We start from the raw sequence: 24,195 nt of genomic DNA, 5'->3' as shown, positions 1-24,195 counted from the left end.
CCGGCTCAGACCCGGCCACCCCGCTCGCGGAGCAGGTCGCGGATCTCCTCCAGCAGCGCCACGTCGGCCGGCGTGCCCTCGTCGCTCTTCTTCGGGAAGAAGCGCTCCTGAGCCTTGGTGTAGGGCAGCACGATCGCGTAGTAGACGACCGCGGCCAGGATCAGGAACGAGATCACCGCGGTGATCCAGGCGCCCACCGAGACGCCGCCCGGTGCGTAGTCGGAGAAGTCGGGCTGGTCGATGACCTTCCCGATCAGGTCCATCAGCAGGTTGACGGTCGCGGTGACCACGGCGGCGAACGCGGTCGCCATGATGAAGGCGACGGCCAGCTCGACCAGGTTGCCCTTCATGATGAAGTTCTTGAAACCGGTCATCTCGCACTCCTCAGGGTCGGTCGGGACCGTGTCCCGCACCACAGCAAACTAACGCGAGAAGGCGACCGTGAGGAACTGCCGGGAGGCCGCGACGCTGACCTCGCGCACCTCCGTGGCGCTCAGCCCCAGCACCACCAGGCGCCCGCTCGTGACCTGGCCCGACCCGTCGGCCGGCTCTCCGGGCAGCGCGAGCACCGGCACGCCGACGGCGACCGTGTCGGCGGTGGCCGCCTCGGGGTCGCTGGCCACCAGGTCGATCTCGTCGCCGACCCGTAGCAGCGAGACAGCCGTCGGGTCGGGGATGCGGACCGGCAGCGCCACCAGCCCGGGATAGCCCGCGAGCAGCGACGGGGCGACCAGGCGTACGTCGGTCAGCGGCTCGCCGCGGCGCAACGGGGCTGCCACCGTCCGGCCCAACGGCCGGGCCGCCAGCCCGTCCGGCGCCGTGCCCCGGGGCCACCGGAGCGTGGTCAGGTCGCCGGCTGACAGCACCGTGCCCGCCGGCAGGTCGCGGGCGGCGACCAGCACGGGCTCGGTGGGCGGGTCCGGCGGCGCGAGGGTGCGCAGCCCCGACGCCACGGCGAGCGCGAGCAGGAGCGCGGCCCAGGCGCGGCGGTGGGCCAGCACCCGGGTGCGCAGGAACCGGCGGAGCAGGTCCGGTCGGCGGCGAGGGGGAGCGTCGGCCATGGGTCGACGCTAGGGGCGAGCCAGCCGAGACGGCCGACGTCGTCCCCAGACCCTCAGGTGGAGGGAGGTGCTCCACAGCCTCGGGCTGCCGGCCCGGGCCCGGCTGCGGGCGGGGATCAGGCTGAGGCGGGAGTGCTGCTCGAGCTGCCGGACGACGAGGACGACGAACCGGACGAGGACGAGGAGGACGGGGTGGACGAGGACGAGTCCGCCGCCTTCGTGCTCGACGAGCTGCTGGTGGAGCTGCTGGTCGAGCTGCTGGAGGAGCGGCTGTCCGTCCGGTAGAACCCGGAGCCCTTGAAGACCACGCCCACGGCGTTGAACACCTTGCGCAGGCGTCCCTCACACTCCGGGCAGGAGGTCAGCGCGTCGTCGCTGAAGCTCTGGAACTGCTCGAATGCGTGCCCGCACTGGGTGCAGGCGTACTGGTAGGTCGGCACGGCGTGGAGTTTACGCCACGCGCAACCGGCACAATGGCACGGCGATGAGTGAGAACGAGAGCAGCTGGTGGAGCACCTTCACGACCTGGCCCCGGGCGGTCAGGATCTCGACGTTCCTCGTCCTCGGGCTCGTGCTCGTCCTGGTCGCCGGTGTGGCCACCGCGGTGGTGCTGGTGCGCCGGCCGCTCCCGCAGACCGAGGGCGAGCGGGCGCTGCCCGGCCTCGTCAGCGACGTCACGGTGCTGCGCGACGAGCACGGCATCCCGCACCTGTACGGCGACTCCGACGACGACCTGCTCCGGGCCCAGGGCTACGTGCACGCCCAGGAGCGGTTCTACGAGATGGACGTGCGCCGGCACGTGACCGCCGGCCGGCTCGCCGAGCTCTTCGGCGAGTCCGCGCTGGAGACCGACAAGTACATCCGCACGATGGGGTGGCGCCGCGTCGCCCAGCAGGAGCTCGGCCTGCTCAGCGGGGACACCCGGCGCGCCCTGGACGCCTACGCGGCCGGCGTCAACGCCTACCTCTCCCAGCACTCGACCAGCCGGATCGCGGTGGAGTACACGCTGCTGGGCCTGACCGGGCTGGACTACACGCCCGCGCGCTGGACCGCGGTGGACTCCCTGGCCTGGCTCAAGGCGATGGCGTGGGACCTGCGCGGCAACATGGACGAGGAGATCGACCGGGTGGTCGCCTCGGTGGGCAACGACCAGGAGACCGTCGACCTGCTGCACCCGCCGTACGACGAGCAGCGGCACGCCCCGATCGTCGCCGGCGGAACGGTGGCCGACGGGGAGTTCGAGACCGGCGACACGGTCGGGGCGTCCCCCGAGGCCGCGCAGGTGCTGGCGCAGGTCCAGCAGGGACTGGAGGCGGTGCCGGCGATGCTGGGCCGCGGCGACGGGCTCGGCTCCAACTCGTGGGTGGTCTCCGGAGAGCGCTCGGCCACCGGGAAGCCGCTGCTCGCCAACGACCCGCACCTGGGCGTGAGCATGCCGGGGATCTGGATGCAGGTGGGCCTGCACTGCCGCACCCGGACCCCCGACTGCACCCTCGACGTCTCCGGCTTCAGCTTCTCCGGCCTGCCGGGCGTGGTGATCGGCCACAACGCCGACATCGCCTGGGGCTTCACCAACCTCGGCCCCGACGTCACCGACCTCTACCTGGAGAAGGTGGACGGCGACACCTGGACCTACGGCGGCAAGCAGCGTCCGCTCCGGGTCCGCACCGAGGTGATCGAGGTGCGCGACGCCGACGACTTCGTCCTCAAGGTCCGCGAGACCCGGCACGGCCCGCTGATCTCCGACGTCTCCCAGGACGCCTCCTCGGTGGGCGCCAACGCGGCGGCCGAGGACCGGGAGCAGGGCCGCGAGTCACCGCCCGGCGGGTACGCCGTCTCCCTGGCCTGGACCGCCCTGGACCCGAGCCCGACCGCGGACGCGATCCTGCAGATGAACCGGGCGAGCAGCTGGCCGGAGTTCCGCGCGGCCGCCTCGAAGTTCGCGGTGCCGGCGCAGAACCTCGTGTACGCCGACACCGAGGGCAACATCGGCTACCAGGCGCCGGGCCGGGTGCCGATCCGGCAGCGCGGGCACGACGGCTCGCGTCCGGCGGCCGGGTGGCTGCCCCGCAACGACTGGACCGGGGAGTTCGTGCCGTTCGATGCCCTGCCCTCGGTGCTCAACCCCGAGGAGGGGTTCGTGGTCACCGCCAACCAGGCGGTGGTCGGCCGGGACTACCCCTTCCACCTGACCGACGACTGGGACCACGGCTTCCGCTCCGAGCGGATCCGGACCCTGATCGAGTCGAAGGAGAAGCTGACCGTCGACGACATGGTCGAGATGCAGACCGACGAGCACAACGCGATGGGCCCGATCCTGGTGCCCTACCTGCTCGACCTCGACGGCTTCGAGAGCGCCTACCAGCGCGAGGGCCTCGACCTGCTCCGCGACTGGGACTTCCAGGACTCCGCCGACAGCGAGGCCGCGGCGTACTTCAACGTGCTCTGGGCCAACCTGCTCCGGCTCGCCTTCCACGACGACCTGCTGCCGCGTATCCACCCCACCGGCGGGGACCGCTGGTTCACCGTGGTCGACGCGCTCCTCGACGACCCGGCCCACCGGCTGTGGGACGACCGCACGACCGAGGAGGTCCGCGAGGTGCGCGACGACGTGCTGCGCCAGGCGGTCATCGACGCGCGCGACGAGATGACCCGGCGCCAGTCGGTGCGGCCCTCGGAGTGGAGCTGGGGGCGCCTGCACCGGCTCGACCTGGTCAACCAGACGCTCGGCACCTCCGGGATCGGGGTGGTGGAGCGGCTGCTCAACCGCACCGGGCACCGGATCGGCGGCGGCTCCTCGGTGGTCAACGCCACCGGGTGGGACGCCAGCGACGACTACACGGTCACCTCGGCGCCGTCGATGCGGATGGTGGTCTCGCTGGCGGACCTGGACGACTCCCGGTGGATCAACCTCACCGGGGTCTCCGGTCACCCGGCCAGCGGCCACTACGTCGACCAGACCGAGCTCTTCGTGGCCGGCGCCACACTGCCGTGGCGCTCCAGCCGGGACGCGGTGGAGCGGGCGGCCGAGCAGACCCTGGTGCTCACGCCCCGGGGCTGAGCGGGTCGAGCGACTGCACGCCCTGGCTGGTGGCCACCGCCCGGACCGCCCGGTCGTGCGCCTGCGCGGGGACGTCGAGCCCCACCTCGTCGGGGTGCAGCAGCACGCAGGTCCACACGTCCGCGGCCACCCGGGCCAGGGCGCGGTCGTAGGAGCCGCCCCCGCGGCCCAGCCGCATGCCCGCCGACGAGACGGCCAGCCCGGGCACCAGCACGGCGTCGGCGCGGGTGATCGCCTCCACCCCGAGCCGGGGGCCGACCGGCTCCAGCAGCCCGCGGCGGGCCGAGACCAGCGTGCCCGGGCCGTCGTAGGTCGCCCAGTCGAGGTCGCCGTCGGGGAGCAGCACCGGCAGCAGCACGCGCCGGCCGCTCTCGCGCAGGGCGTCGAGCAGCACGCCGGTGCCGGGCTCGCGCCCGGTGGAGACGTACGCCGCGACCGTCGCGGCCCGGCGTACGGGGGGTGCGGCCAGCAGGTGCTGGGCCAGCAGGCGCGCGTCCTCGGCGGACTCGGCGAGCGGGCGGCGCCGCCGGGCCGCCAGCACCTGGTCCCGCATGGCGGTCTTGCGGGGGACGTGCACCTCTTCCACGCCGACCAGCCTACGATCGCTCCATGGGGAGTCATTCACAGTCCGCGGGCCTGACCGCGGCCACCGCCAAGATGCGTGCGGCCGGCGTCGACGAGGTCGCCGTGCAGACCTTCGCGCACTACCACCGGCTGCTCGAGCACGGGGAGACCGGCATGATCCCCGAGTCCTCGATCGAGCCGCTGGACATGGAGTCGCTGTCCGAGGTCGAGGTCGACGAGGAGGCGGCGCGCGACGCGATCCGGGCCACCGTCTCGATCAAGCTCAACGGCGGGCTCGGCACCTCCATGGGCATGGACCGGGCGAAGTCGCTGCTCTGCGTGCGCCGCGGGCTCTCGTTCCTCGACATCATCTGCCGCCAGGTGCTGCACCTGCGCACCAAGTACGACGCCCCGCTGCCGCTGGTCTTCATGAACAGCTTCCGCACCTCCGGCGACACGATGGCAGCGATCGCGCGCTACGACGAGCTGCCGGTCGAGGGCCTGCCGCTGGAGTTCCTGCAGAACAAGGAGCCCAAGCTGCTGGCCGACTCGCTGATGCCGGTGGCCTGGCCCAAGGACCCGGACCTGGAGTGGTGCCCGCCGGGTCACGGTGACCTCTACACCGCCCTGCGCGGCAGCGGCCTGCTGGCCCAGCTGATCGCGGCGGGGTACCGCTACGCGTTCGTCTCCAACTCCGACAACCTGGGGGCGGTGCCCGACCCGAAGGTCGCCGGCTGGTTCGCCGGGTCCGGGGCGCCGTTCGCGATCGAGGCCGTACGGCGTACCGCCTCGGACCGCAAGGGCGGGCACTTCGCCCGGCGCAAGTCCGACGGACGGATCGTGCTGCGCGAGTCGGCGCAGACCTTGGACTCCGACAAGAGCGCGCTGGCCGACCTGGACCGGCACCGCTACACCTCGACCAACAACCTGTGGTTCGACCTGCACGCGATGGAGCAGACCCTGGACTCCCGCGAGGGGATCCTGGGCCTGCCGCTGATCCGCAACGTCAAGACCGTCGACCCCGCGGACCCCGCCTCCCCGCAGGTGGTCCAGATCGAGACGGCGATGGGTGCGGCGATCGAGGTCTTCGAGGGGGCCCGGACGATCGAGGTGGGGCGTGACCGGTTCGTCCCGGTCAAGACCACCGACGACCTGCTGGTGCTGCGCTCCGACATCTACGACCTGGGTCCGGACTTCGTCCTGGACCAGAGCGCCTCCGCGGTGCCGTTCGTCGACCTCGACGGCACGTTCTACAAGCTGGTCGACGACTTCGACCGGCGCTTCCCCGAGGGTGCGCCGTCGATGCGGCGGGCCACCCAGGTGCGGATCAACGGCGACTGGACCTTCGAGCGCGGCGTCACCCTGGTCGGCGACGTCGAGCTCGACGCCTCGTCGGCGCAGCGGGTGCCGGCGGGTGCGGTGCTGGGGGAGGACCCCGGGGGCGACGATGCCTGAGGGACCGTCGGCCGACGAGGGGCTCCTCACCGTCCACGACCTGGTGCAGCGCGTGCTGGCCACGGTCTCCCCGCTGCCCGACTTCCCGCAGCCGCTGATGGAGTCCCTGGGGATGGCGGTGGCCGAGGACGTCTTCGCCGAGGTGGCGCTGCCCGGCTTCGACAACTCCGCGATGGACGGCTACGCCGTGCGCAGCGAGGACGTCGCGGGGGCCTCGCCCGAGACCCCGGTGCGGCTGCCGGTGGTCGGGGAGATCGGCGCCGGCCAGGCCCGGATCCTGGCGCTCTCGCCGGGCACGGCGGTCAAGATCATGACCGGGGCGCCGCTGCCCACCGGCGCGGACACGGTGGTCCCCTACGAGTGGACCGACCGTGGTGTCGCCGAGGTGCTGATCGAGCGGGCGCCGACGCTTGGCCAGCACGTGCGCCGGGCCGGCGAGGACGTCGCGGTCGGGGACCGGCTCGTCGAGCACGGCACCGTGCTGGGCCCCCGGCACCTGGGGCTGCTGGCCTCGGTCGGGCGCGCCACGGTGCGCTCGCGGCCCCGACCCCGGGTGGTGGTCATCTCCACCGGCTCCGAGCTGCGCGACCCGGGCACGGCCCTGGGCCACGACTCCATCTACGACGGCAACTCCTTCCTGCTCGCCGCCGCCGCCCGGGCCGCCGGGGCGCTGGCCTACCGGGTGGGCATCGTGCCCGACGAGCCGAGCGCCTTCACCGACGCGCTGAGCGACCAGCTGGTCCGCGCCGACCTGGTGGTGACCAGCGGCGGGGTCAGCGAGGGCGACTACGACGTGGTCAAGGAGGCGCTCTCCGAGCTCGGCACGGTCTGGTTCGGCAAGGTGGCGATGCAGCCCGGCAAGCCGCAGGGCTTCGGCGTCGTGGGCGAGGACCGGATCCCGATCTTCACCCTGCCGGGCAACCCGGTCTCCTCCTACGTCTCCTTCCAGGTCTTCGTGCTGCCCGCGCTGCGCCGGATGATGGGGCGGCTGCCGTACGAGCGTCCGACCCGGCGAGCCCGGCTCACGCACACCATCTCGTCCCCGCCGGGACGGCGGCAGTTCGTCCGGGCCAGCTACCAGGTCGACCGGGGCGGCGCGTTCGTGCAGCCGGTGGGCGGCCACGGCTCCCACCTGATCGGCGACCTGGCCGCCTCCGACGCGCTGGTGGTCGTGCCGGAGGACGTGACCTCCCTGGCCGCCGGCGACATGGTCCAGGTGCTGCGCCTGGACGAGGACTACTGACGGACATCTCGAGGAGCTGACCATGGATCGGTTGACCCACGTCGACGAGAGCGGCGCGGCCCGGATGGTCGACGTCTCGGCCAAGGACGTGACCGCCCGGACGGCGGTCGCGTCGGGGCGGGTGCTGGTCTCCGCGCAGGTGGTCGCCCTGCTCCGCGGCGAGGGGGTGCCCAAGGGGGACGCCCTGGCGGTGGCGCGGGTGGCCGGGATCATGGGTGCCAAGCAGACCCCGGCGCTGGTGCCGCTGTGCCACCCGATCGCGGTCTCGTCGGTCGCGGTCGACCTGCGCGTCGCCGACGACGCGGTGGAGATCACCGCGACCGTCTCCACCGCCGACCGCACCGGCGTCGAGATGGAGGCGCTGACGGCGGTCTCGGTGGCGGCCCTCACGGTGGTCGACATGGTCAAGGCGGTCGACAAGGGCGCCACCATCACCGACATCCGGGTCGAGTCGAAGACCGGTGGCAAGTCGGGGGAGTGGCGCCGGTGACCGGGCCGCTGCCGGCCGGCGTGGTGGTGGCCTCCAACCGCGCCGCCCGCGGTGTCTACGAGGACGAGACGGGCCCGGTGATCGCCGACTTCCTCCGCGCCCAGGGGTACGCCGTCACCGAGCCGGTCGTGGTCGAGGACGGGGAGCCGGTGGCCCGGGCGCTGCGGGAGGCGGTCGCGGCGGGGGCGCGGGTCGTGCTCACCACCGGCGGCACCGGGTTGACCCCCACCGACCGGACGCCGGAGGCGACCCGGACGGTGCTGGACTTCGAGGTGCCCGGCATCGCCGAGGCGATCCGGGCGTACGGCGTGGCGCAGGGCCAGCCCGCCGCGGTGCTCTCCCGGGGGCTGGCCGGGGTGGCCGGCCGGTGCCTGGTGGTGAACCTGCCGGGCTCGCGCGGCGGCGTCCGCGACGGGCTGGCGGTGCTGGAGCCGGTGCTGCGGCACGCCGTGGAGCAGGTGGTCGGCTCGGACCACGACCGCGGCGCCTCATGAGGCCCCTCGGCTGGGCCCTGCCCCCGACCGCCCCGGGGTGGCCGGCGCGCCTGGTCGAGGACTCCCTGGTGCTCCGTCCGATCGAGGTCTCCGACGGGCCCGCCTGGACCGCCACCCGCCAGCGCAACGCCGTCTGGCTGCAGCCCTGGGAGGCCACGGTGCCGCCGGGTGGCGACGCCAGGCCCACGTCGTTCCGCCAGCTGGTCGGTCGGCTGCGCCGGGCCGGGCGGGAGGGCACCACGATGCCCTTCGTGATCGAGCTCGAGGGGCGGCTGGTCGGGCAGGTGACGGTGAACAACATCGTCCGCGGCTCCGCCCTCTTCGCCTCGGTCGGCTACTGGCTGGACCAGGGGGTCGCAGGCCGGGGCGTGATGCCCCGCGCGGTGGCGATGGTGATCGACCACTGCTTCACCGCCGGGCGCCTGCACCGGATCGAGATCTGCGTCCGCCCGGAGAACACCAACTCCCTGCGGGTGGTGGAGAAGCTGGGGCTGCGCGAGGTCGGCTACGCGCCCCGGTTCCTGCACATCGACGGCGCCTGGCGCGACCACCGGGTCTTCGCGATCACCGCCGAGGAGGTGCCCGACGGGCTGCTCGCCCGGGTCCGGGAGGGCTGAGGGACCCGCTCGCGTCCAAGTCACACGAGTTGTTCTGCGACACACCTGTGATCTTGCGCCCCAAGCAGCGGCGTCGAACCTAACCTCGACCTTGTGGACCTCAGCGCATTGATCTTCGTGGCCATCGCCGTGACCTGGGCCGTCTACCTGGTCCCCAAGGCGATCAAGCACCACGACGAGGTCCAGCGCGCCCGGTCCGTGGACCGGTTCTCCCGCACGATGCGCGTGCTCGCGCGCCGGGAGCCGGTCGGCCCGCGGGACGCGCGGCTGGTGGTGACCCCCGGCCGGGCTCCGTCGGTGCCGAAGATCGAGACCAAGGGCCCCGCGCCCGTGGTCGCGACGGTGGCCGCCCGGCGCGCCGCGGCCAACCGCGCCGCCCGCCGGCGCCGCAACGTGCTCAGCCTGATCCTGGGTCTCCTGGTGACGGTGACCGCCGTCGCCGCGGCCGGCGTGATCTCCTGGTGGTACGTCGCCGCCCCCGCCACGCTGCTCGTGGCCTGGCTGGTCGCCTGTCGCCTGATGGTGCGCCAGGAGCGCGGCATCTCCCGCGCTCGGGCGCCCCGTACCCCCGAGGCGGCGGCGCCGGCTCCTGCTCCGGTCGACGACGACACCGTGACCACCGGGATCCCCGCGGTCTCCGGCGACGAGGTCGTCACCACCGCCCCCGAGGTCGTGGTCTCGGACCCGTCGATGTGGGACATGGTGCCGGTCACCCTGCCGACGTACGTGGGCAAGCCCGCCGCCGTGCGCCGCAGCGTGCAGACCATCGACCTGGACTCCACCGGCGTGTGGACCTCCGGCCGCACCGACCAGGACGCCGCGATCGCCCGCGCCGCCGACGACGCCGACCAGGCGCGCCGCGACGACGAGGGCGAGCAGCGCCGGGCCGTCGGCTCCTGAGGAGCAAACCCGATTGGGAGCGCGCGGCACGCGGGTGCTAACGTTCCTACTCGCCTGGGGCTGTGGCGCAGTTGGTAGCGCGTCTCGTTCGCAATGAGAAGGTCAGGGGTTCGAATCCCCTCAGCTCCACCAGAGGCAGATGAGAAGGCAGGTCCCCCGGGACCTGCCTTCTCTGCGTTCCGGGTCAGTGTGGCCCGGGTTCAGGCCGGGAGCTGGTCCCCGGTCTGCACCGCCCACAGCGCCGCGTACGCGCCGCCGGCCGCGACCAGCTCGTCGTGGGTGCCGGCCTCGACCACCCGTCCGGCCTCGAGCACCCAGATCCGGTCCGCGTGGCGCACGGTCGAGAGCCGGTGCGCCACCACCAGCGCGGTGCAGTCGGCCGTGGCCACCCGCAGGGAGCGCTGGATCGCCGCCTCGGTCTCGTTGTCGACCGCGCTGGTCGCCTCGTCGAGCACCAGCACCGCGGGCCGGCGCAGCAGCGCGCGGGCCAGGGCGAGCCGCTGACGCTGGCCGCCCGAGAGGGTCACCCCGCGCTCCCCGACCGGGGCGTCGAGACCGCCGGGCAGCACCTCGATGAACTCCCAGGCCGCCGCGGCCTCGGCCGCCGCCCGGATCTCGTCCCGGGTCGCGTCGGGCCGGCCGTAGGCGATGTTCTCCGCGATCGTCCCGGCGAACAGGTAGACGTCCTGGGCGACGTAGCCGGTCGAGCCGCGCAGCGACTCCCAGTCCAGGTCGCGCACGTCCTGCCCGTCCAGCAGCACCTGGCCCGCGCGCGGGTCGTCGAACCGCATGACCAGCCGGAGCAGCGAGGACTTCCCGGCGCCGGTCGGGCCGACGACCGCGTGGGTCTCGCCCGCCGGCACCACCAGGTCGACGTCGCGCAGCACGTCGGGCCCCTCGCCGTACCCGGCCCGGACGCCGCGCAGCTCCAGCCGGCCCGCGACCGGCGCGGGCAGGCTCCGGGTCCCGGCCGGGACGTCGCTGCGCTCCTCCAGCAGCGACAGGATCCGCACGGTCGAGGCGCGGCCCCGCTGGTAGAGGTCGAGCACCTCGGCCACCTGGGTCAGGGGCCACAGGAGCCGCTGGGTCATGAAGACCAGCACCGAGTAGACGCCGAGCTCGAGCCGCCCGTCCAGGGTGGCCCAGCCGCCGAGCAGCAGGGTGGCGGTGAAGCCGACCAGGATGGCCAGCCGGACCAGCGGCACGAAGGCCGCCGAGGAGCGGATCGCCCGGGTGTTGGCGTCGCGGTACGCCGCGGAGACGGCCGCAACCCGGTCGCGCTCGCGGTCCTCGGCGGTGAACGCCTTGATCGTGGTGATGCCGCCGAGGTTGGCGCTCAGGGTGCCGGACAGGTCCGCCACCGTCTCCCGCACCCGGGCGTAGAGCGGCTCGAGCCGGCGCTGGAAGACCAGCGAGCCGAGCACGATGGCCGGGATCGGCAGGAACGCCAGGAGCATCAGCTGCCACGAGGCGACGGCGAAGACGGCCCCGACCAGGATGACGTTGAGCGTGGTCTGCAGGATCTGCGGCGCCCCGACGTCGAGGAACCGCTCGAGCTGGTTGACGTCGTCGTTGAGGGTGGCCAGCGTCGCGCCCTGGGAGCGTCCCTCGTGCCAGCCCACGTCCAGGTGCTGGGCGTGGTCGTAGGCCTCGACCCGCAGGTCGTGCTCGACGCCCTGGGCCAGCCCTCGCCACAGCACGTCGGCGACGTACTGGCTGGCCGACTCCACCAGCCAGATCACCACGTTGATCGCCGCCAGCCAGCCCAGCTGGGCGTACCGGGACTCCACGCCGAGCAGGTCGGCGACGAAGGAGGCGTCGCCGCGCACCACCACGTCCACGGCGGCGCCGATCAGCAGCTCGGGCATCACGTCGGCGACCTTGTTGATCGTCGAGGTGGCCACGGCGGCCACGAACCGGCCGCGGTAGGTGCGGTGTCGCTGCCACAGTGCGCGCAGGGGCCGGTCGGCGCCGGACGCGGAGGTGGACGCAGGGATGGACGCCTGCGTGTCGGGGGAGGGCATGGGGTGATCCTAGGAACCCGGGCGTCCGGGTTTGTCTCCGGCCGTGACACCCGGTTCAATCGACCACTCATCCCCACCGATCGACAGGACACATGGCCGAGATCCTCTGGTTCCGCGAGCTGGTGGTGATGGTGTCGACCCTCATCGCCTCGATGCTCCCGGTGCCGCCGGCAGCGCCGGACCCGCCGGTGGTCGCCGCGGCGGCGCCGGCGGTCGGGACGACGGTCGAGCAGGTCTTCCTCGACGAGTTCACCGCGACCCCGACCGGGTCGCCGGGGGAGCAGTGGGTGCACCAGGCCAGCTCGACCCCGGAGCGGACCGAGCTGACCGCGGTGGACGGGCGCAGCGTGCTGCGGGTGCGGCCCGAGGGCAACCTGATGTCCCGCGACCCGGTGCCCTACCGGGTGGGCGAGACCTACCGGGTCTCGGCGATGGTCAAGATGCCCGGGAGCACCGGGACCCACCCGGCCTTCTGGCTGCGCTCCCACCTGCCCGACCGGGTGGGCGAGATCGACGTGGTGGAGAGCTGGGGCGGGACCGGCCGGTGCCGGGTCCAGGTGGCCTTCTACTGGCGCTACTTCCCCCGCGAGGGGACGATGGAGTGCCTGGGCGACCGCTACCCCGCGGACATGTCCGGGTGGCACGAGTACGCCGCGGAGTTCACCTACGCCGGCCCCGGGGAGGACCCGGCCACCGCGGTCGCCGCGCCGACCCGGCTCTTCGTCGACGGGGTGGAGACCTGGTCGGCGCCGCACTCGCCGGTGACCCCGGAGTACCTGCGGCTCCAGCACAAGCGCAACTGTCCCGACGACCAGCAGCCGAGCTGCGGCGAGCCGCCGGGCGTCGTCGACGGCCCCTCGATGTACGTCGACTGGGTGAAGGTGGAGCGGCTGGGCCGCGGGATGGCGACCGCCCAGCCCGCGGGGGTGCAGGCGGTGACCGGGACCGCCGCGGGGACCACCGAGCTGCACGCCCTCGACGCGGGCGCCGACTACACCGGCTTCAGCACCCAGACCGCGCTGCCCCTGGTGCCCGAGGAGTGGCGGATGGCCCGGGGCGACTACGACGGCGACCGGGTGCAGGACCTGTACGCCGTCGATCCGGCGGGCACGGTGCACGTGCTGGACGGCGCCGCCGGGTTCCAGGCGTTCCTGGCCCATGACGCGGGCGCCGCCCAGGTCGACCTCTCCGCCGAGGCGGTCTTGGCCCTCCGGGTCGGCGACGCCGACGGCGACGGCCGCGGCGACCTGCACGTCGTGGGCCGCGACGGCTCGGGGAACGCCGTGGTCACCGTCCTGGACGCCGCCTCCGGATTCGCCGAGGTGATCTCCAGCGCGAGCACGCCGCTGCCCGCGGTCGAGAGCCCCGAGTGGAGCTGGGGGGTCGGCGACCACGACAACGACGGGGTCGCGGACCTGCACGCGGTGAACCTGGCGGGTCGCGGCGGCACGGTCGAGGTGCACGTGCTCGACGGCTCGACCGGCTTCCAGACCGTGCTGACCCGGACCAGCACGGCGATGCCGGCGCTCGACCCCGCCACCTGGACGGCGACCTGGGGCGACCACGACGGCGACGGCCGCGTCGACCTGCAGCTGGTCGACCGCGACGACGCGGGACGGACCTCGGTGCACGTGCTCTCGGCGGCCTCGGGCTTCGCGGAGTTCCTGGTCCAGCAGGCCTCCCCGCTGGGCGCGACCACGGACCCCGCCTGGCGGCTCTTCTGAGTTTGCCGCCCGGCCCGGACGGGTACCAGGGGCGCACCGTTCAGGAAGCCGGACGGGAAGACCTTTTTTCCCAGGAGACCTGATGCCGCCACAGCCGATGCGCGTCCTCTCCGTGCCGTCGGGGCACGTCTACGTCCGTCACCTCAGCGAGGTCGAGCCCGACGGGTCGGTGCTCCGGCTCGCCGACGAGCCGGTGCCGGGAGACGTCCCGGCCGCCCAGTGGTGGCCGCCGCCGGTGCTCGACGTGCGTTGGGTGCTCGACCATCAGCAGGCCTTCGACCTGGCGCACCTGCACTTCGGCTTCGACTCGCGCTCGCCGCGCGACCTGGAGGCCTGGGTGCAGACGCTGCGCTGGTGCGGCAAGCCGCTCGTCTACACCGTGCACGACCTGCGCAACCCCCACCACCGCGACTCCGCGACGCACGCCGCGCAGCTCGACGTCCTGGTGCCGGCCGCCGACGCGCTGATCACGCTGACCCCGGGCGCGGCCCGGGAGATCTCCCGGCGTTGGGGGCGCACCGCCACGGTGCTGCCCCACCCGCACGTGGTCCCGGACGCGCTGCTGGACCGCCCCCGGCCCGCGCACGAGGGGTTCACCGTCGGCCTCCACCTCAAGAGCCTGCGGGCCGGGATGGAGCCGCTGCCGATCCTCGAGGTCCTGGTCAAGGTGCTCGCCCCGCTGCCCGACGCCACCCTCCAGGTCGACGTGCACACCGACGTGATGACGCCCGGCATGCCCCGCCACGACGAGGTGGTCGCGGCGACCCTGACCGAGCTGGCCGACGACGGCCTGATCGACCTGCGGGTCCACGACTACTTCTCCGACGACGAGCTGTGGGACTACCTCAGCAGCCTCGACCTCTCCGTGCTGCCCTACCGGTTCGGCACCCACTCCGGCTGGCTCGAGGCCTGCTACGACCTGGGCACCCCGGTGGCCGTGCCCAGCTGCGGCTACTACCGCGAGCAGCGTCCCTGCCTGCCCTTCGTGCTCGACCAGGACGGCCTGGACGTGGCCAGCCTGGAGGAGGCCGTGCTGCGGGCGTACACGGAGCGGCCGCGGTGGCGGGCTGACGCCGCGGTGCGCCGTGCGGAGCGGTCGGCGCTGGCCCGCGAGCACGCGCGCCTGTACGCCGCGGTGCTGGACCGGTGAGGGAGGCTCGTCTGCGGGTGGCGCTGGTCGCCGACTCCCGGCACCCGATCCGCGAGCCGTTCGCCGGTGGCCTGCAGTCGATGACCTGGCACCTCGCCCGCGGGCTGGCAGCCCGGGGCGTGGACGTCACGGTCTGCGCCGCGCCGGGCAGCGACCACGGCCTGGGGGTCCGCGAGCTCGCAGTCTCGCCGCCGCGGCTCAGCGACCAGGCGCGGGCCGACGTCTCCATGCAGCCGACCGAGTGGGTCGAGCAGCACCACGCCTACCTGCGGCTGATGCTCGACCTGGCCCGCGACCCGGGGCTCACGCTGGTCCACAACAACTCGCTGCACTACCTGCCGGTGGCGATGGCCGACGCGCTGCCGATGCCGCTCCTCACCACCCTGCACACCCCACCCACCCCGTGGCTGGAGCCGGCGATCGAGCAGGACGTCAGCAGTCGCAGCCACTTCTCGGCGGTCAGCGACTTCACCGCCCGGCAGTGGGCGCACGTGACCACCGCGACGGTAGTGCGCAACGGCATCGACACCACGCACTGGCCGCTCGGGCCCGGTGGGGAGGACCTGGTCTGGTTCGGCCGGATCGTGCCGGAGAAGGGGGTCCACCTGGCCCTCGACGTGGCGGCCCGGGCCGGCCGACGGCTGCTGCTCGCCGGCCCGGTGGCCGACCGGGACTACTGGGCCGAGCAGGTCGCCCCCCGGCTCGGTCCCCACGCGGAGTACGTCGGCCACCTGCGCCAGCGCGAGCTGGCCCGCCTGGTCGGCCGGTGCGGGGTGGCGCTGGTGACCCCGGAGTGGGACGAGCCCTACGGGCTGGTCGCCGCGGAGGCGCTCTCCTGCGGGACCCCGGTGGTCGGCTTCGCCCGGGGCGGGCTCCCCGAGGTGGTCGACGACACCTGCGCCGAGCTGGTGCCCGCCGGCGACGTCGAGGCCGCCGCGGAGGCGGTCGGCCGGGCCTGGACCCTGGACCGGACGGCGGCCCGCCAGCGGGCGGTCACCGCGTGCTCGGTCGACGCGATGGTCGACTCCTACCTGGGGCTCTACGCCGGCCTGGCCGGGGAGCGGGCCGCGTGATCGGCTGGTACGTCCACCACCAGGGCGCCGGGCACCTGCACCGGATGCTCACCGTGACCTCGCGGCTGGACGAGGAGGTCACGGTCCTCAGCTCGCTCCCGCGGGCGCCCGGGACGCCGCACCGCTGGCTCCAGCTCGAGCGCGACGACCTGGGCGACCTGACCGCGGAGCGCGACGTCACCGCGCGCGGCCGGCTGCACTGGGTGCCGCGCGGCGACAAGGGGCTGGCCGAGCGGCACGCGCAGGTCGCAGCCTGGGTCGCCGTCGCCCGGCCCCGGCTGGTGGTGGTCGACGTCTCGGTGGAGATCGCCCTCCAGCTGCGGCTGAGCGGGGTGCCGGTGGTGCTGATGGCGCTGCCGGGGGAGCGCACCGACCCGGCGCACACCCTGGCCCACGACCTCGCCGAGGCGCTCGTCGCGGCCTGGCCAGCGGGCCTGCCCAGCAACTGGCCACCCGGGTGGCTGGAGCGCACCACCCACGTGGGCGCGCTCAGCCGCTTCGACGGCCGTGCCCCGGACGGCGAGCGACGCCCGGGTACGGCGTACCTGCTGTGGGGGAGCGGGGGCGAGCGGAGCCGCGAGGAGCTGCTGGCGGGCTTGAGTGCCGCCGTGCCGGACCGGGAGTGGATCGGCACGGAGCCGACCTCCGACCCCGACGAGGTCTGGCACCACCTGAGCACGGCCGAGGTGGTGCTCACCCACGCCGGGCAGAACGCGGTCGCGGAGGTGGCGGCCGCCCGGGCGCCCGCGGTGGTGGTCGCCGACCCCCGCCCGTTCGGGGAGCAGGACCACACGGTCCAGCGGCTCGGGCTGCTCGACGTCGCGCTGCCCCTGCCCGCCTGGCCCGCCCCGGAGCGCTGGCCCGGCCTGCTCGACGAGGCGGTGAGCCGCGGCGGGGAGTCCTGGTCGCGCTGGCACGACGGGGCGGGCGCGGAGCGGTTCGCCGCGCTGCTGCGCGAGGTGCTCGACCGGCTGGCGGGGTCCGGGTCGTGAGGCTGGTCGTGGCCACCGTGGTGGCCGGCCGGCACACGCACCTGGCCCGGCAGCACCGGTCGCTGCACGCGGGCCCCCGCCAGCCCGACGGGCTGGTCGTGGTGTCGATGGGGGACCCCGAGGTCGCCGGCGTCGTCGCCCGCGGCCCGTACGCGGACACGGCGCGGGTGCTGGCGGCACCTCTGGGGCCCGAGGGCAGGCTCCCACTGGCCCGGGCCCGCAACACCGCGGTGCAGGCCGCCTGGGAGCAGGACGCCGATCTGGTGGTGCTGCTGGACGTGGACTGCCTGGCCGACGCCGAGCTGCTGGCCCGCTACGAGGAGGCGGCCAACCGGACGGCGTCCTCGCCGGCCGGCCGGGTGCTCTGCGGGCCGGTGGCCTACCTGCCGCCGCCGCACGACCCCGGGCGGGGCTACGACGAGCAGGAGCTGGCCGCGGCCCGGCCCCATGCCGCCCGCCCGGCGCCCGCGCCGGGCGAGCTGCTCGAGCTCGAGGACTGGCGGCTCTTCTGGTCGCTCTCCTTCGCCGTCGACCGTGCGGCCTGGGAGGCGATCGGCGGCTTCGACGAGGCCTACACCGGCTACGGCGGGGAGGACACCGACCTCGGCCAGCGAGCCCGCGCCGCCGGCGTGCCGGGATGGTGGGTCGGAGGCGCTCTGGCCCGGCACCAGTGGCACCCGGTCGAGGACCCCCCGGTGCGGCACCTGGCCGACGTGGTGCGCAACGCCAACCTGTTCCGGGAGCGGTGGGGCTGGTTCCCGATGGAGGGCTGGCTGGAGGCGTTCGAAAGGGCAGGTCTCGCGCGTCGGGGTCCGACGGGCTGGGAGACCTGCCCTTCCGTGGCTACTGCCTGATGTCTACTTCTTGAAGGCGTCCTTGACCTTCTCGCCGGCCTGCTTCAGGTCGGCCTTGGTCTGGTCGGTCTTGCCCTCGGCCTGGAGGTCGCGGTCACCGCTCGCGTCGCCTGCGGCTTCCTTGCCCTTGCCGCCCAGCTTCTCGGTGGCGTTGGAGATCTTGTCGTCGAGACCCATGCTCAGGCTCCTGTCGATCGCGGTTGGAGTACTTCCCGTACCCAGCGACTCCAGGATCATGTGGCGGGCGGTGCCTCAGGCCGCCGTGCTCTCCATCGCCGTCCGGAGCTTGGCGAGCGTGGCGCTGAGCAGGCGCGAGACCTGCATCTGGGTCACGCCGATCTCCGCGCCGATCTCGGCCTGGGTCTTGCCTCCGGCGAACCGGAGCTCCAGGATCAGCCGTTCGCGGTCGGTGAGCGTGGCCAGGATGGGCTCGAGGGCCGCACGGGCCTCGGCCGCCTCGAAGCCGAACTCGTCGGTGCCCAGCGAGTTGCCGAGCTCGTTGGCCTCGCCCGGGGTGAGCGGGGCGTCCAGCGAGCTGGGCACGAAGCAGCCGCTCGCGCCGAGCGCCTCGAGGACCAGGTCGAGCTCGACGCCGAGGTGGGCGGCGATCTCGCGAGGCCGCGGCGAGCGGCCCAGCTCCTGGACCAGCGCTTCCTCGGCGCCGTTGATCGCGGCCTGCATCTCCTGGATGGAGCGCGGCGGGCGCACCATCCAGCCGCGGTCGCGGAAGTGACGACGCAGCTCACCGCGGATGGTGGGGACGGCGAAGCTCAGGAAGTCGCGGCCCTTGTCGGCCTGGAACCGGCGCACGGCCTTGACCAGTCCGAGGCAGGCGACCTGCTCCAGGTCGTCCAGGTCGATGCCCCGGTTGCGGTAGCGCCGGGCCACGTCACGGGCGACCTCGACGTTGAGCTCCACGACGAGCTCCTCGATCTCCCGGCGCTCGTCGCCCTCCTTGCCCGCCGCCTTCTCCAGGAGCTGGGCGGTGGCGGCACGACGGTCGGCGGGGTCGGGCCAGATGTTGTCCACACCGGCCCTGCTAGCGAGTTTCTGCAACACGATGAACTCCCAAGAAATGGGGGTTGACGTGGCAACGACTGCTCGACCACTGCACCTAGATAAGCATGCCTATCCAAAGCCTGCAAGCCGAGAAATCAGTGCAGAAATTCTTTCCCGAAAGGGGTTTCAGACCCCTCCGACAGGGGCATCAGTCATCGATCGTCTGGGCCCGGTAGACCAGGGCCCGAGCCACCTCGGCGACCCGGACGTTGGAGTTGTTCGACAGCCGGACGAGCCGCTTGAACGCCTCCTCGGGGGTGCCTCCGTGGCTGGCCATCAGCAGCCCCTTGGCCTGCTCGATGGTGCCTCGGGACTCCAGCGCCTCGCGCAGCTGGCTGACCTCCCGGCCGAGCTCGCTGATCTCGCGGATGGCCTCGCTCAGCGCCTCCAGCCGGGACTGCTCAGCCGGCTCGTCGAGGAAGAAGCCGCCGCCGGTCGCCTGGCGCACCGCCGCGATCGCGGCGAGCGTCTTCTCCGTCGGGGGGTCGACCGGCTGCGCGGAGATCACCACGCCGCGCACCGAGTCCTCGACCAGGAACGGCCGGTTGACCGGCTCCCAGTAGCGGGTCATGAACCGGCCCTCGTCGGCGCGGTCGGGGATGTCGTAGCGCTGGATCAGCAGGTGGTGGAGCCGGCCCTCGCGCAGCACCCGCTCCGCCGAGCGGCGTACGTGCACGTGCCCGTCGCTCTCCGGCTCCTCGGGGTTCCCCGGGAAGAGCTCGAAGAGGTCGAAGGAGAGGAGGGCGTCCTCCTCGGTCCCGGTGGCCAGCGTGTACGCCGGGTTGACCGCGCGGATGACGAAGTCCTCGTCGATCGCACAGGTGGGGACGGGGGAGGCCAGGAAAGCCTCGTGGTGTCGAAGTGCCTCGAGCACCTTGGTCATGCCGCCTCCGAAATGCGTCCAGCCCCGTCTTCAGGATGAGGCTCGCGGCTAGAACCTCTCTGATCATTCAACCATCGTCGGGGGGCGGCTCGCACCTTCGCAGGTTTCCGACCGGACCCGCCCGGGTACGCCGCCCAGGTGAGCGACCCGATCTGGCTGGACGGCCGTGACGCACCGGCTCATCCATCGCTGGCCGCCGACATCGACTGCGACGTGCTCGTCGTCGGAGCCGGGATCACCGGGCTCAGCACGGCGTGGGAGCTCGCCCGGGCCGGCCGCCGGGTGGTCCTGCTGGAGGCGCGGGCGCTGGGCGTCAGCACCACCGGGGGCTCGACGGCCAAGGTGAGCGCGCTGCAGGGCACGGCGTACTCCCAGATCGCCGCCCGGGCCGGGATCGACTCGGCGCGCGCCTACGCCGCCTCCCAGCAGATGGCCGTGGAGCACCTGGCCGGCGTGGTGGAGCGGATCGGCGTCCGGTGCAGCCTGGAGCGCCGCACCTCCTGGCTCTTCGCCGAGGACCGCCAGGAGGTCACCACGCTGCTGCGCGAGGCCGAGGTGCTCGCCGAGTGCGGGCTCTCGGTGCGCACCGGCTCCGACCCGGGCCTGCCGTTCTACGTCGAGGAGACCCTGCGGCTGGACCACCAGCTGCTCGTCGACCCGGTCGCCTACCTGGACGCGCTGGCCGCCGACTTCGTCCGCTCCGGCGGGATCCTGCACGAGCAGACCCGGGTGGTCGAGCTCGACACCGGGGACCCGCACCGGGCCCGGACCCAGGAGGGCCACACCGTGCGGGCCGCGCACGTGGTCGTGGCCACCCACTTCCCGGCCTTCTCCGAGGGGGTGCTCTTCGCCCGCCTCAAGACCCACCGTGAGCACGTGCTGAGCGCCCCCGTGCCGAACGGCGCGGAGTCCCTGGCCGACATGTACGTCGGGGTCGGGCCGGAGGCGCCTGCCCTGCGCCCGGCCTCCGCGCCCGCGGGCGGCCCGCGCGAGCTGCTGGTCTCAGGCGCGCCGTACATGCCGGGCAAGGAGAGCGCCGCGGTCCGGCTCGCCGACCTGATGGACTGGGCGCGCGACCGGGTCCCCGACTACCAGCCCACGCGGCAGTGGTCGGCACAGGACCACGACTCCCCGGACCGGATCCCCTTCATCGGCGAGCTGCGCCCGCTCACCCGACCTGGCAACGGGGTCTGGGGGGCCACCGGCTTCGGCGGCTGGGGGATGGCCAACGGCGTGCTCGCCGGGGTGCTGCTGCGCGACCTGATCCTGTCCTCGGACGCCGGCGAGGCCCGCGCGGCCGGCCGGTCGGGGGACTGGCGCGAGCTGTTCACCGTCGGCCGGGCCCGCTGGGCGGCCGAGGGCCGTCGCGTGGTGGGACAGGGGGCGGCCTTCGTCGGGCACGCGGTGACCAGCCGGGTGGTCGCAGCCGGGACCAGCGTCCTCCCGGGCGCCCCGGAGGACCTCGCGCCGGGCGCCGCGGGCCGCTTCCAGCGAGGGGTCGACGTGGTCGCCGCCTACCGGGACCACGACGGCGTGCTGCACCAGGTGTCGGCCTCCTGTACCCACATGGGGTGCCTGGTCTCCCTGGACGAGACCGCGGAGAAGTGGCAGTGCCCCTGCCACGGCTCCCGGTTCGAGCTGGACGGCCGGGTCCTGGAGGGCCCGGCCACCTCCCCGCTGCGCCCCGTCGACTGACCGGGCCGGGCCCCTAGGGCCGCAGCTTGGGCGGCAGGACCTTGTGCGTCCCGTCGCACCAGGGCGCGGTCTCGCTCTTGCCGCAGCGGCAGACCGCGCTGACCGGGCGCTGGGTGCGCACCAGGTTGCCCTGGCCGTCGTCGATCACGTGGTCGCCGCGGAGCAGCATCGGCCCACCGGGGCACAGGATCACGTCGGCGTGCGTGAACTCCGCCCCCTGCTCGGCGCTCACGCCGCGCCCGCCGAGGACGGTGCGGCCGCCAGCCCCCACCGGTCCCAGAAGTGCTGGGCGATCCGGTCCTCCTGGTCCAGGCAGGTCCAGGCACCCAGGATCACGTCGTCGAGCAGGTCGGGGGACTCCGCCAGCAGCGCCCCGCAGATCGTCCGCACGGCGAGCTGCTCGTGCACGGCGTCCGCCTCCACGTGCTCGCGGTAGTAGTGCTGGATCTCGGCCGGCATGTCGAGCCGGTCCATCCCCTGGGCGAGCCGTCGGCTCGGCAGCGAGCTGGTCGCCTCGAAGGCGGCCAGGTGCCCCAGGGCCGCGCCGCGGAGCCTGCGGTGCAGGCCGAAGAGGCTCATCACGTTGTTCTGCTCGAGCACCTCGGTGGGCGTCTCGGGCAGGTACGCGCCGTACTCGGCGTCCAGCCCGCACGCCTCGAGGCCGAGGGCGAACAGGTGGGCGTGCAGCCGGCGCGGGTCGCCGCCGCCGTACTCGTCGTACTGCAGCTCCATCAGCGCCGCCTTGGCCACCGGACCGAGCCGGGGGATCACCCAGGAGACCGGGTCGGACTCCTTGAGGTGGTAGACCGAACGGGCCTTGAGCAGCTCGAGCACCTGCTCGCGGGTCGCGTGCCGGTGCACGTACGAGGCGAGCGAGGGGCCCTCGTGCTCCTCGGCGATGCGGAAGATCTCCTCGGCGCTCTCCGCCCGGACACCCGACCTGGCGAACCGGGCGCGCAGGTCCTGCTCGAGGTCGTCCTCCAGGCGGCGGCGCAGGCCCAGCAGGGCGGGGTCCCACTCCAGCCGCTCGTCGACGCCGTCGAAGCCGCGGTAGTGCAGCTCGTGCAGCATCCACAGGCTCAACATCGCGTCCGCGTGGTCGTCCGCGGCCGGGGCCGGGCGGGAGGCGAGGGGGCGGGTGCTGGAGTCGGCGAGCGCGTCGCGGACGCGTTGGCTGAGCGTCCCGCGCGGAGGTGGCATCTGCATGCCGCCGCAGTACCCCGCGTCTCGGGCGGGCATGCTCAGATCCATCTCCTGAACCACATGCGTCCCAGCCACTCGTCGTGGGTGATCAGCTCGTTGGTCCACACCGGCCAGAACCAGGCGAACGCCAGCACCACGAGCACGGTGAACGAGCCGCCGACCACCGCGCCCAGGGTGCGGCGACGTCTCGGGCGCAGGTCCGGACCGACCAGCCGGGCCAGGTAGAGCGCCAGGGCCAGCACCACGAAGGGCAGCATGGCGATCGCGTAGAAGACGAAGATCGTCCGGTCGTCGTACTGGAACCAGGGCAGCCAGGTGGCCGCGACCCCCACGACCGGGACCCCGAACCGCCAGTCCCGGGCTCCCGCCCACAGCGCGAGCGCCGCCAGCAGTGCCAGGCACCCGCCCCACCACAGGACCGGGTTGCCCAGCAGCATCACCTGGCGCAGACAGGTCGATCCCTGGGCGGCCTCGCAGCCGTCGGTGCCGGGCGGGATGTCGAGCTCGACGGAGACCCCGACCGGCCGCTCCATCAGGAGCCACCCCCCGGGCTTGGAGGAGTAGGTGTGGGTGGCGTCGTTGAGGAACGCGGTGTGGAAGGTGTAGACGTCGCGGTGGTAGGAGAGCAGCGACTCCAGAGACTGCCGCACCTCGCCCAGCCCGGAGGCGTCCGGCTCCGAGGCGGTGGGCCAGGGCTCGCCGCCGTCGTAGGTGGAGTACTGGGTCGCCGAGAGCGTCCGCTCGTACTCCTCGGCGTGCACCAGCCAGCCCGTCCACGAGGCGACGTAGACCACGAACGCGACCAGCACGAGGTGGACGAAGGCAGGGACGCCGTCGACCACGGCCGCCCGCAGCACCGGCCACCGGACGCCGAGCGAGCGTCGGGCGCCCGCGCTCCAGGCCCAGACCAGCAGGCCGAACGCGGCCAGCGGGTAGAGCGCCGTCCACTTGGTGCCGACCGCGAGGCCGAACGCGATCCCGCCCAGCAGCAGCCACGGACGGAACCAGACGCGGGGGCCCCACCCGCGGGTCACGCCGTCCGGAGCGAGCCGGGCCAGCCGGGCGTGGAACCACTGCCGGTCCGCCACCACGCAGTGCACGCCGCAGAGCAGGAAGAACGCCATGAAGATGTCGAGCAGGGCCAGCCGGGAGAGCACCAGGTGCAGGCCGTCGAGCGAGACCAGCAGCCCGGCCACCAGACCCCAGAAGACCGAGCCGGTCAGGCGCAGCGCGAGTCGGCACATGACCAGCACCATCAGCGAGCCCACCACGGCCGACGCGATCCGCCAGCCGAAGGGGTCCATCCCGAAGGCCTGCTCGCCCAGCGCGATCAGCCACTTGCCCACCTCGGGGTGGACCACCATCGAGGGGTCGTCCTTCCGCAGGCCGCCGGTGGTGCCCTCGAGGATCTGGGCGTCCGCCCCGTCGACGTAGCTGCGGACGTAGCCGTGGTGCAGCAGCGACCAGGCGTCCTTGGCGTAGTAGGTCTCGTCGAAGGCGAACTGCCGGGGCGAGCCCAGGTGCCAGACCCGCAGCGCGAAGGTGACCCCGGTCAGCAGCAGCGCCGCGGTCCACGCGACGACCGGGTCCTGGAGGCGGGGCCGACGGCCGGGTGGGGTCACGATCGGACACTGTAGAGGTAGCGGGGTGCAG

At 73.6% G+C, this 24,195-nt stretch carries 24 protein-coding genes and 1 tRNA gene; 14 read left to right on the top strand and 11 right to left on the bottom strand.

The window, feature by feature from the left end; genetic code table 11:
* Positions 1-5 precede the first annotated feature (5 nt).
* The 3 genes from H8838_RS16090 to H8838_RS20375 form a co-directional block, all read right to left on the bottom strand.
* The gene (locus H8838_RS16090; protein ID WP_181312438.1) at positions 6-374 is read right to left on the bottom strand and encodes an MscL family protein; all 369 of its coding nucleotides are present in this window, start codon (positions 372-374) and stop codon (positions 6-8) included.
* A 48-nt stretch (positions 375-422) separates the two neighbouring features.
* Positions 423-1,061: an SAF domain-containing protein gene (locus H8838_RS16085; protein WP_181312439.1), complete on the bottom strand. Its 639-nt coding sequence runs from the start codon at positions 1,059-1,061 to the stop codon at positions 423-425.
* A gap of 116 nt (positions 1,062-1,177) precedes the next feature.
* Positions 1,178-1,501: an FmdB family zinc ribbon protein gene (locus H8838_RS20375; RefSeq protein ID WP_181312440.1), complete on the bottom strand. Its 324-nt coding sequence runs from the start codon at positions 1,499-1,501 to the stop codon at positions 1,178-1,180.
* 44 nt (positions 1,502-1,545) lie between these two features.
* On the opposite strand from H8838_RS20375, the gene H8838_RS16075 reads away from it, so the two are divergent.
* The gene (locus H8838_RS16075) at positions 1,546-4,122 is read left to right on the top strand and encodes a penicillin acylase family protein (protein WP_185994608.1); all 2,577 of its coding nucleotides are present in this window, start codon (positions 1,546-1,548) and stop codon (positions 4,120-4,122) included.
* Here H8838_RS16075 and H8838_RS16070 read toward each other — a convergent pair.
* Positions 4,106-4,708, bottom strand: coding sequence for a 5-formyltetrahydrofolate cyclo-ligase (locus H8838_RS16070; protein WP_224766190.1), 603 nt, complete (start codon positions 4,706-4,708; stop codon positions 4,106-4,108). The genes H8838_RS16075 and H8838_RS16070 overlap by 17 nt on opposite strands.
* 23 nt (positions 4,709-4,731) lie before the next feature.
* Here H8838_RS16070 and H8838_RS16065 point away from each other — a divergent pair, with 23 nt between their 5' ends.
* From H8838_RS16065 to H8838_RS16035, 7 genes are all read left to right on the top strand, one after another.
* Positions 4,732-6,141: a UTP--glucose-1-phosphate uridylyltransferase gene (locus H8838_RS16065; protein WP_181312442.1), complete on the top strand. Its 1,410-nt coding sequence runs from the start codon at positions 4,732-4,734 to the stop codon at positions 6,139-6,141.
* Positions 6,134-7,384 (top strand): molybdotransferase-like divisome protein Glp, encoded by a 1,251-nt coding sequence (gene glp / locus H8838_RS16060; RefSeq protein WP_181312443.1) that lies wholly within the window; start codon positions 6,134-6,136, stop codon positions 7,382-7,384. Before H8838_RS16065 ends, glp begins: the two co-directional genes overlap by 8 nt.
* A gap of 22 nt (positions 7,385-7,406) precedes the next feature.
* Positions 7,407-7,874 carry a cyclic pyranopterin monophosphate synthase MoaC gene (gene moaC, locus H8838_RS16055; protein ID WP_181312444.1) on the top strand — a complete coding sequence of 156 codons (468 nt, stop codon included), beginning with the start codon at positions 7,407-7,409 and terminating at the stop codon, positions 7,872-7,874.
* Positions 7,871-8,368, top strand: coding sequence for a MogA/MoaB family molybdenum cofactor biosynthesis protein (locus H8838_RS16050; RefSeq protein ID WP_224766189.1), 498 nt, complete (start codon positions 7,871-7,873; stop codon positions 8,366-8,368). The genes moaC and H8838_RS16050 overlap by 4 nt, the downstream gene beginning before the upstream one ends.
* Positions 8,365-8,985, top strand: coding sequence for a GNAT family N-acetyltransferase (locus H8838_RS16045; RefSeq protein WP_185994609.1), 621 nt, complete (start codon positions 8,365-8,367; stop codon positions 8,983-8,985). Before H8838_RS16050 ends, H8838_RS16045 begins: the two co-directional genes overlap by 4 nt.
* Before the next feature lie 93 nt (positions 8,986-9,078).
* Positions 9,079-9,885 (top strand): divisome protein SepX/GlpR, encoded by an 807-nt coding sequence (gene sepX, locus H8838_RS16040; RefSeq protein ID WP_185994610.1) that lies wholly within the window; start codon positions 9,079-9,081, stop codon positions 9,883-9,885.
* A 56-nt stretch (positions 9,886-9,941) separates the two neighbouring features.
* Positions 9,942-10,017, top strand: a tRNA-Ala gene (locus H8838_RS16035).
* A gap of 68 nt (positions 10,018-10,085) precedes the next feature.
* Here the strand turns inward: H8838_RS16035 and H8838_RS16030 are convergent.
* Positions 10,086-11,909, bottom strand: coding sequence for an ABC transporter ATP-binding protein (locus H8838_RS16030; RefSeq protein WP_185994611.1), 1,824 nt, complete (start codon positions 11,907-11,909; stop codon positions 10,086-10,088).
* 92 nt (positions 11,910-12,001) lie between these two features.
* Here H8838_RS16030 and H8838_RS16025 point away from each other — a divergent pair, with 92 nt between their 5' ends.
* The 5 genes from H8838_RS16025 to H8838_RS16005 all read left to right on the top strand — a co-directional run bounded on the left by H8838_RS16025 (position 12,002) and on the right by H8838_RS16005 (position 17,702).
* Positions 12,002-13,633 carry a family 16 glycosylhydrolase gene (locus H8838_RS16025; RefSeq protein WP_185994612.1) on the top strand — a complete coding sequence of 544 codons (1,632 nt, stop codon included), beginning with the start codon at positions 12,002-12,004 and terminating at the stop codon, positions 13,631-13,633.
* An 82-nt stretch (positions 13,634-13,715) separates the two neighbouring features.
* Positions 13,716-14,783, top strand: coding sequence for a glycosyltransferase family protein (locus H8838_RS16020; RefSeq protein ID WP_185994613.1), 1,068 nt, complete (start codon positions 13,716-13,718; stop codon positions 14,781-14,783).
* Entirely contained in the window at positions 14,780-15,856 is a 1,077-nt protein-coding gene (locus H8838_RS16015) for a glycosyltransferase (protein ID WP_224766188.1), read from the top strand. The genes H8838_RS16020 and H8838_RS16015 overlap by 4 nt, the downstream gene beginning before the upstream one ends.
* On the top strand, positions 15,853-16,848 hold the full coding sequence (locus tag H8838_RS16010) for a glycosyltransferase (RefSeq protein ID WP_185994614.1): 996 nt from the start codon (positions 15,853-15,855) through the stop codon (positions 16,846-16,848). The genes H8838_RS16015 and H8838_RS16010 overlap by 4 nt, the downstream gene beginning before the upstream one ends.
* Positions 16,845-17,702 (top strand): glycosyltransferase family 2 protein, encoded by an 858-nt coding sequence (locus H8838_RS16005; RefSeq protein WP_181312512.1) that lies wholly within the window; start codon positions 16,845-16,847, stop codon positions 17,700-17,702. The genes H8838_RS16010 and H8838_RS16005 overlap by 4 nt, the downstream gene beginning before the upstream one ends.
* A 3-nt stretch (positions 17,703-17,705) precedes the next feature.
* Here the strand turns inward: H8838_RS16005 and H8838_RS16000 are convergent, their stop codons facing one another.
* From H8838_RS16000 to H8838_RS15990, 3 genes are all read right to left on the bottom strand, one after another.
* The gene (locus tag H8838_RS16000; RefSeq protein ID WP_181312513.1) at positions 17,706-17,879 is read right to left on the bottom strand and encodes a CsbD family protein; all 174 of its coding nucleotides are present in this window, start codon (positions 17,877-17,879) and stop codon (positions 17,706-17,708) included.
* 75 nt (positions 17,880-17,954) lie between these two features.
* Positions 17,955-18,731, bottom strand: a complete 777-nt coding sequence (locus tag H8838_RS15995) for a SigB/SigF/SigG family RNA polymerase sigma factor (RefSeq protein ID WP_224766187.1) — start codon at positions 18,729-18,731, stop codon at positions 17,955-17,957.
* 178 nt (positions 18,732-18,909) lie between these two features.
* On the bottom strand, positions 18,910-19,644 hold the full coding sequence (locus tag H8838_RS15990) for an ANTAR domain-containing protein (RefSeq protein ID WP_185994615.1): 735 nt from the start codon (positions 19,642-19,644) through the stop codon (positions 18,910-18,912).
* A gap of 138 nt (positions 19,645-19,782) precedes the next feature.
* Here H8838_RS15990 and H8838_RS15985 point away from each other — a divergent pair, with 138 nt between their 5' ends.
* The gene (locus tag H8838_RS15985; protein WP_185994616.1) at positions 19,783-21,339 is read left to right on the top strand and encodes an FAD-dependent oxidoreductase; all 1,557 of its coding nucleotides are present in this window, start codon (positions 19,783-19,785) and stop codon (positions 21,337-21,339) included.
* Between the two features lie 13 nt (positions 21,340-21,352).
* On the opposite strand, the gene H8838_RS15980 is transcribed toward H8838_RS15985, so the two are convergent.
* Genes H8838_RS15980 through H8838_RS15970 form a run of 3 tightly spaced genes read right to left on the bottom strand, consistent with a single transcriptional unit; the run spans position 21,353 to position 24,164 of the window.
* Complete coding sequence (locus H8838_RS15980; RefSeq protein WP_224766186.1) at positions 21,353-21,571, bottom strand: CDGSH iron-sulfur domain-containing protein; 219 nt, start codon at positions 21,569-21,571, stop codon at positions 21,353-21,355.
* Positions 21,568-22,578: an iron-containing redox enzyme family protein gene (locus H8838_RS15975; RefSeq protein ID WP_224766185.1), complete on the bottom strand. Its 1,011-nt coding sequence runs from the start codon at positions 22,576-22,578 to the stop codon at positions 21,568-21,570. The genes H8838_RS15980 and H8838_RS15975 overlap by 4 nt, the downstream gene beginning before the upstream one ends.
* Positions 22,579-22,580: 2 nt before the next feature.
* Complete coding sequence (locus tag H8838_RS15970) at positions 22,581-24,164, bottom strand: dolichyl-phosphate-mannose--protein mannosyltransferase (RefSeq protein WP_224766184.1); 1,584 nt, start codon at positions 24,162-24,164, stop codon at positions 22,581-22,583.
* Positions 24,165-24,195: the final 31 nt, after the last annotated feature.

The sequence above is a fragment of the Nocardioides campestrisoli genome (genome assembly GCF_013624435.2).
GTDB lineage: Bacteria > Actinomycetota > Actinomycetes > Propionibacteriales > Nocardioidaceae > Nocardioides > Nocardioides campestrisoli.
This window is presented reverse-complemented; position numbering and strand designations above follow the sequence as displayed.